This is a genomic window from Bacillus sp. JJ722 (assembly GCF_036963345.1).
Classification (GTDB): domain Bacteria; phylum Bacillota; class Bacilli; order Bacillales; family DSM-1321; genus Bacillus_AD.
In genome coordinates, this window is the sequence record NZ_JBALMO010000201.1 from 1 (window position 1) to 6,650 (window position 6,650).

General features: G+C 35.6%; 9 protein-coding genes and 1 other RNA gene. 3 read left to right on the top strand and 7 right to left on the bottom strand.

From position 1 onward, the window contains the following. Nucleotides 1-199: 199 nt before the first annotated feature. From V7014_RS20690 to tadA, 7 genes are all read right to left on the bottom strand, one after another. Nucleotides 200-463, bottom strand: coding sequence for a pro-sigmaK processing inhibitor BofA family protein (locus V7014_RS20690; protein ID WP_205064087.1), 264 nt, complete (start codon nt 461-463; stop codon nt 200-202). A gap of 86 nt (nt 464-549) precedes the next feature. After that, entirely contained in the window at nt 550-768 is a 219-nt protein-coding gene (locus V7014_RS20695) for a YaaL family protein (protein WP_335509878.1), read from the bottom strand. A 21-nt stretch (nt 769-789) separates the two neighbouring features. Beyond that, nucleotides 790-1,386 (bottom strand): recombination mediator RecR, encoded by a 597-nt coding sequence (recR, locus tag V7014_RS20700; RefSeq protein ID WP_335509880.1) that lies wholly within the window; start codon nt 1,384-1,386, stop codon nt 790-792. Between the two features lie 11 nt (nt 1,387-1,397). Then, a complete protein-coding gene (locus V7014_RS20705) occupies nt 1,398-1,718 on the bottom strand; it encodes a YbaB/EbfC family nucleoid-associated protein (protein ID WP_335509882.1) in 321 nt (106 codons plus the stop codon). Nucleotides 1,719-1,736: 18 nt separating this feature from the next. After that, a complete protein-coding gene (gene dnaX / locus V7014_RS20710) occupies nt 1,737-3,425 on the bottom strand; it encodes a DNA polymerase III subunit gamma/tau (RefSeq protein WP_335509884.1) in 1,689 nt (562 codons plus the stop codon). Nucleotides 3,426-3,652: 227 nt separating this feature from the next. After that, nucleotides 3,653-3,917, bottom strand: an RNA gene (gene ffs, locus V7014_RS20715) — signal recognition particle sRNA large type. Nucleotides 3,918-4,000: 83 nt separating this feature from the next. After that, the gene (tadA, locus tag V7014_RS20720; RefSeq protein WP_438824950.1) at nt 4,001-4,516 is read right to left on the bottom strand and encodes a tRNA adenosine(34) deaminase TadA; all 516 of its coding nucleotides are present in this window, start codon (nt 4,514-4,516) and stop codon (nt 4,001-4,003) included. A gap of 91 nt (nt 4,517-4,607) precedes the next feature. On the opposite strand from tadA, the gene V7014_RS20725 reads away from it, so the two are divergent. From V7014_RS20725 to V7014_RS20735, 3 genes are all read left to right on the top strand, one after another. Next, the gene (locus V7014_RS20725) at nt 4,608-5,171 is read left to right on the top strand and encodes an isochorismatase family cysteine hydrolase (protein ID WP_335509889.1); all 564 of its coding nucleotides are present in this window, start codon (nt 4,608-4,610) and stop codon (nt 5,169-5,171) included. Nucleotides 5,172-5,276: 105 nt separating this feature from the next. After that, nucleotides 5,277-5,915, top strand: a complete 639-nt coding sequence (locus V7014_RS20730; RefSeq protein WP_335509890.1) for a deoxynucleoside kinase — start codon at nt 5,277-5,279, stop codon at nt 5,913-5,915. After that, nucleotides 5,915-6,589: a deoxynucleoside kinase gene (locus V7014_RS20735; protein WP_335509892.1), complete on the top strand. Its 675-nt coding sequence runs from the start codon at nt 5,915-5,917 to the stop codon at nt 6,587-6,589. Before V7014_RS20730 ends, V7014_RS20735 begins: the two co-directional genes overlap by 1 nt. Nucleotides 6,590-6,650: the final 61 nt, after the last annotated feature.

The window sequence follows — 6,650 nt, forward strand, 5'->3', positions numbered from 1 at the left end:
AGTTTTCAATGAACGATTCGTTGTTTGAAACAACCTTTATAATATATCATGAAGTTTGTTTCAAATCAAGTGTTTTTTTATCATTTATTTCATCGCCCCGAAGCGACTTCAATAATATAACATCCATTCAACCATGACGTCAATACTTTTTTATAAACTTTTTAAAACTAATTATCAACCTCCCTATTAACAAGTTTACTTATACAATCCAATACTGTAATGCCGCTAAAGTAAATACGCCTGGAATCCCTAACAGCCCTGCTACTCCTGCTGTTGCAATGTTAATTGGAACATGTAAACCGATACTGCTACCGAAAGCATTTAAGAAAAACAATAACATCGCGCCAATTACAATTTTCACAGCTATATTACCAATAATACGTAATGGTTTGAACGATGCTCCCAACAATAATAAAAGTAAAATCAATCCCACAATAATAGAGATAATTATAACTGAATCCATAAAAAAACTCCCCTCATTAATAGCTCACTAGTACAAGCTATGCTACAGGTCATTATTTCAGAACCTGTAACGTAAGGGGAATTTGTTTAATATTTTTTTGATACATTTCTTATTTTTGCTTCTTTAAATAATGTGAAGTATTTAATCTCAGCCATTTTCGTTTCCATAATAACATCATCAGTCGGATCTAAACATATCTTTAATAGCTCTTTTTGATGAATCCAGTTTTGCTTAAGATTTTCTAATTGTTCTAGTAACTTCTCATCATATTCTTTACGAAGCTTACCTTTACGTCGAAATAACATAGAACATTACCCTCTCAACTGTTATAACTCTCTTCTTCCTTCCAGAGCTTTAGATAATGTCACTTCATCCGCATACTCTAAGTCTCCTCCAACAGGTAAACCATGAGCAATTCTTGTTACTTTAATACCTGAAGGCTTAAGCAATCTAGATATATACATCGCTGTTGCCTCACCCTCGATATTCGGATTAGTGGCTAAAATGACCTCTTGTACCGTCGCATCCTGTAATCGTTTAATCAAATCAGGAATATTAATGTCTTCAGGTCCAATACCATCCATTGGTGAAATACTACCGTGCAGCACATGATAAAGCCCGTTGAATTCACGCATCTTCTCCATGGCAATAACATCTTTTGGTTCTTGTACAACACAAACTACGTCGCGATCTCTTCGTTTATCTTCACAAATATAACATGGATCCTGATCTGTTATATGCCCACAAACCGAACAATAGGATAAATTACGCTTTGCATTAACTAAAGCTTTAGCAAAATCTAAAACAGTATCTTCTTTCATGCCAAGCACAAAAAAAGCGAGCCGGGCGGCAGTCTTTGGACCAATACCCGGCAATTTCATAAAACTATCTATTAATTTAGAAATAGGTTCAGGATAATGCATATTATTACCTCCTAGAACATTCCTGGAAGATTTATTCCTTTAGTAAATTGACCCATAGTAGAAGCTGTTAGCTCTTCTGCTTTCTTCAAAGCATCGTTTGTTGCAGCTAATACTAAATCTTCTAACATTTCGATATCATCTGGATCAACCACTTCAGGTTTAATTTTAACTTCTAGAATTTCTTTATGTCCTGAAACAGCAACAGTTACCATACCGCCACCTGCAGTACCTTCAATTCTCTTTTCGCCTAACTCTTCTTGAGCTTTCGCCATTTGCTTTTGCATTTTTTGCATTTGTTTCATCATACCTTGCATATTACCCATACCACGCATAATATAATAACCTCCAATTTAATCTTTAATTTCTAATAACTCATCGCCAACAAGCTTTCTTGCTTCAGAAATAATAGGATCTTCTTCTTTTGGTTCATTATTATCTTCTTCTGTAGAATCTTGCATTACTAGAAAATCTTCACGAACTTGCTGCCATTGCGATTCTGGAATACCTTCCATGGTTAATGGCTTCCCTATCAATTGCATTAATACAGATGATATTTTCTCAAGATATTGATTGCTATACATAACCTTTTCACAATGAATATCGTATTTGAATTTTACCACAAACGCAGTATTAGATGCAGCTACAGGTTCAGATCCGCTCAATAATGCAGAAACAGATTTCATATTCTGATTACCAAGTGTCGATAACAAGTCGCTCCAATGGTTTTTTAAAACCTGCAAATCTGTCTTTGTTGCATGTTTTAATACATTATTAATCTTTCCAACTGGCGCTTTATAAGTCTTCTTTTTCACTGATTTGGATGGTGAAGGAGTTTGAGGTGTTTCTGCTTTAACCGCTACTCCTTCTGTCTTTAACAACCTTAATTCAGATTCCAATTGACTAATCTTCATATTCAGCTGTTCAAAATCTTGATTACCGTGTGTTATTTCTGCCTTATTATGACACAATTTTACTAGCATAACTTCTAGTTGAATTCGTGGGTGATTTGTCCACTTCATCTCTTGTTGTGCTTTATTTAAACCATCTATCATTTGATAAATAGATTGTTCATGCATTTGTTCAGCTAACTCTTTAAACTGATCATCAACAACAACTCGCTCAAATGAGTCGGCCATTTGAGACGATACTTGATAAAGAAGCATGTCTCTAAAATATAATATTAAATCCTCAATTAAGCGGATAGGGTCTTTCCCTAATGAAAGAAGATCTTTTAACAAACGAAGTGCTTTCGAAACATCTTTGTGATGAATAGCATGCACTATATCATTAATAAAAATCTGAGATACAGAGCCTGTTACTGTTAACGCATCTTCTACTGTTACCTTCTCATTAGTACTGAAAGAAATAGCTTGATCTAACAAACTAAGCGCATCCCTCATTCCACCTTCAGCAGCCCTAGCGATTATATATAGCGCTTGTTCATCGCATGGATTACCCGTATTTCCAATGATAGTTTGCATACGTTCAACAATATCCTCAGGGCCAATTCGTTTAAAATCAAACCTTTGACATCGAGAAATAATCGTTAGTGGAATTTTATGCGGCTCAGTGGTGGCAAGTATGAAAATAACATGCTTTGGTGGTTCTTCCAATGTTTTAAGTAAGGCATTAAAAGCCCCCGTTGAAAGCATATGTACTTCATCTATGATATACACTTTGTATTTTACTGAGTTTGGTGCATATTTAACTTTATCTCGTATATCACGAATTTCATCTACTCCGTTGTTCGAAGCAGCATCGATTTCAATTACATCTGAAATGGAGCCATCAGTAATCCCCAAACAGGATGGACATTCATTACACGGCTCTCTCGTAGGTGATTTTTCACAATTCACTGCTTTAGCAAGTATTTTCGCAACACTTGTTTTTCCAGTACCACGTGGTCCTGAGAATAAATAAGCGTGGGAAATCTTTTCTTGTTCGAGAGCATTTTGCATCGTCTTCGTAACATATTTTTGTCCGATCACGTCAGAGAATTGCTGTGGTCTCCAAACTCTATACAGCGCTTGATATCCCACGGTAGGCCCTCCTTTTACATAATCATTATCATTATACATGAATTAATTTCGTCATTTCAAAAAGTCAACGAAAAAACATTAATTTTAAAATAGAAACATCTGTTTAACTGCATATTACCAAGTAAAGCAAACATGCAACAGACATAATAATGTAGATATCATACAAAAAGAGGATGAATGCTCTTGTCGAACACCTCATCCTCTTGTGTTTATATAATAAATTACTGCCGTACACCTTCCGTCGATTAGCTGCCATAAGCGTTACTTTTGTAGTTAGCTCGGCTCAGGCAACCCTGCGGCACATGGAAGCTTCCACTTAATGCTGCTTCCTTCCGGACCTGACATAGTTCATGGATTTCCATTGCGCAGGACCCAAGCGTCAACACCACTTGCAAAAGGCAGACCCTACAGCATACTAACCTCTAGAAGGAGTTCAGTCTCGCTAGAGCGGATTGCGAGTACAGGGCACCGCTACCTCCCCACCTAGTACGGCAAAATTGATACCAATATTAAGTTGCGTCATCATTGACACATGTTCAAGTATACTTATGTTTGATAAAAAAAGCAACATCTTACTAAGTGTTAATTGCTGCATCTTTATCCAATTGTTTATTTTTCATTTTAATTGCTTTCTTTCGTTTACGCAATTCCTTGAAAAAAGTCGTTAAAATCGCACCGCACTCCTCTTCAAGTATACCAGCTGATACTTCACTTTGATGATTAAAACGCTCATCAGTTAATAAATTCATGAAGGTACCTGCGCATCCTGCTTTAGGATCTGACGCACCGTATACGACTCGTTTCACACGAGAAAGGATAATAGCACCTGAACACATTGGACAAGGCTCTAATGTTACATAAAGAACTGTATCTTCTAGGCGCCAAGTACCAAGCTTCTTACACGCTTCTTCTATTACCATTAATTCAGCATGAGCAGTAGCACTTTGTTGACTTTCTCGTAAATTATGAGCTCTAGCAATTATTTCTCCATCTAACACAAGTACTGCACCAATTGGAACTTCACCTAATTGGCTTGCTTTTTCCGCTTCCTCTAAAGCCACTCTCATAAACTTGATATCTTCTGTACTCATCAAGAAAGCTCCTTACATTTAAATGACTAAATCCTATAAATCATAACACACTAATATCATAATTATTATACTTTGCAAAGGGGAAATACATATGAGCAATCTTAAACCTTCTACAAAAGCGCTACTCATTATTGATATGATTAATCACTTTAACTTCGAGCATGGTGATCAACTACTGAACCATACCCTTGAGATATTAAATCCACTTTTACAATTAAAACAAACAGCCAAAGCAGCTAATATTCCCATTATATACATTAATGATCATTATAATCTATGGCAAGCTGATTTCCAAAAGATAATCGAAGTATGTCGTACTAATGATAATAGCGCTCTCATCGACAAAATTGCACCTACGAACGAAGACTTTTTTCTAATTAAGCCAAAACATTCAGCATTTTTCGGAACGTCCCTGAATACATTACTTGCTCATTTACACGTAAAGGAGCTAATTCTTACTGGAATCGCCGGAAATATATGTGTGCTCTTCACAGCCAACGATGCTTATATGCGTGAATTCACTCTCTATTGCCCACAGGATTGTATTACTTCCGTGGATATTCATGATAATGAATATGCCTTAACGATGATGAAGAATGTATTAAAAGCCGACATCAGTAATAGCCGCGATATTCATCTAAATCGTCCCTACTAAAATTTGTAACTTTTTTTCTTATCTAAATTAACTTCCTGATAAAAAGTGTGTGTTAAAATAACAAGAACCATAAAACCCTCAATGAACCAGGAGGCCGAATAAATAATGAATCACACACCTTTTATTACAGTAGAAGGGCCGATTGGGGTAGGAAAAACCACGTTATCGAAAGCCATCTCTGAACATTTTCAATTTAAAATTCTGCGAGAAATCGTAGATGAAAACCCATTTCTCGGGAAATTTTACGAAAACATTGATGAATGGAGCTTTCAAACAGAAATGTTTTTTCTTTGCAATCGATACAAGCAATTAGAAGATATTGAAACTAAATTCTTATCTAGCCAATTGCCAGTCGTTGCTGATTATCATATATTTAAAAATTTAATCTTTGCTCAGCGAAGCCTAAAAAATACACAATATGATAAATACCTCAATATTTTTAATATCCTTACAGAAGACATGCCTGCTCCTAATATGGTCATTTACTTAAATGCCAGTCTAGATACTCTATTAGCAAGAATTCAAAAAAGAGGAAGGGAAATCGAAAAGAATATCAGCCCTCTCTATCTAGAACAATTGACGATAGACTATCAAAACTTCATGGAACAATTCATTGAAAAACATCCGGAAGTTACTGTGCTACAATTTAACGGAGATGAAATGGATTTCGTTAAGAATAAAAATGATCTTCAAGTAATTATCAAAAAAATTGAGGAACAGCTTCACAAAGGAGTACAACAATGATGAACCTTAGAGAGAAATACAACATACCAAAAAATGCAGTAATCACAATCGCTGGAACTGTAGGGGTTGGAAAATCAACTTTTACAAATTCGTTAGCAAGTGCTTTAAATTTCCGGACTTCCTTTGAAAAGGTAGATTTAAATCCTTATTTAGATAAATTTTATGGAGACTTCTCACGTTGGAGTTTTCATTTACAAATTTACTTTCTAGCAGAACGATTTAAAGAACAAAAGCGTATTTTTGAATACGGTGGCGGCTTCATTCAAGATCGTTCTATTTATGAAGATACAGGGATTTTCGCTAAAATGCACTTTGAAAAAGGTACAATGACGAAAGTAGATTATGAAAACTATACAAGCTTATTTGAAGCAATGGTCATGACACCATATTTCCCTCATCCTGACTTGCTTATATACTTAGAAGGTTCATTGGATGATATTCTTGGTAGAATCAAAGAGCGCGGACGTCCAATGGAACAACAAACGCCAATCGAATACTGGGAAGAGATGCATACTAGATACGAAAATTGGATTAACCAATTTAATTCTTGTCCCGTTCTACGTCTAAACATAAATGATTATGATTTAATAAATGATGAGCAATCAATTGAACCAATCGTTGAACGCATCGGCTATTTCTTACAACAAACGCAATCATTACGAAAAACATATTAATAAAGAAAAGCGGAAGCGCCCTGCTTAGCTCCGTATAGACTGGAGCCCTCCGACTGAGATA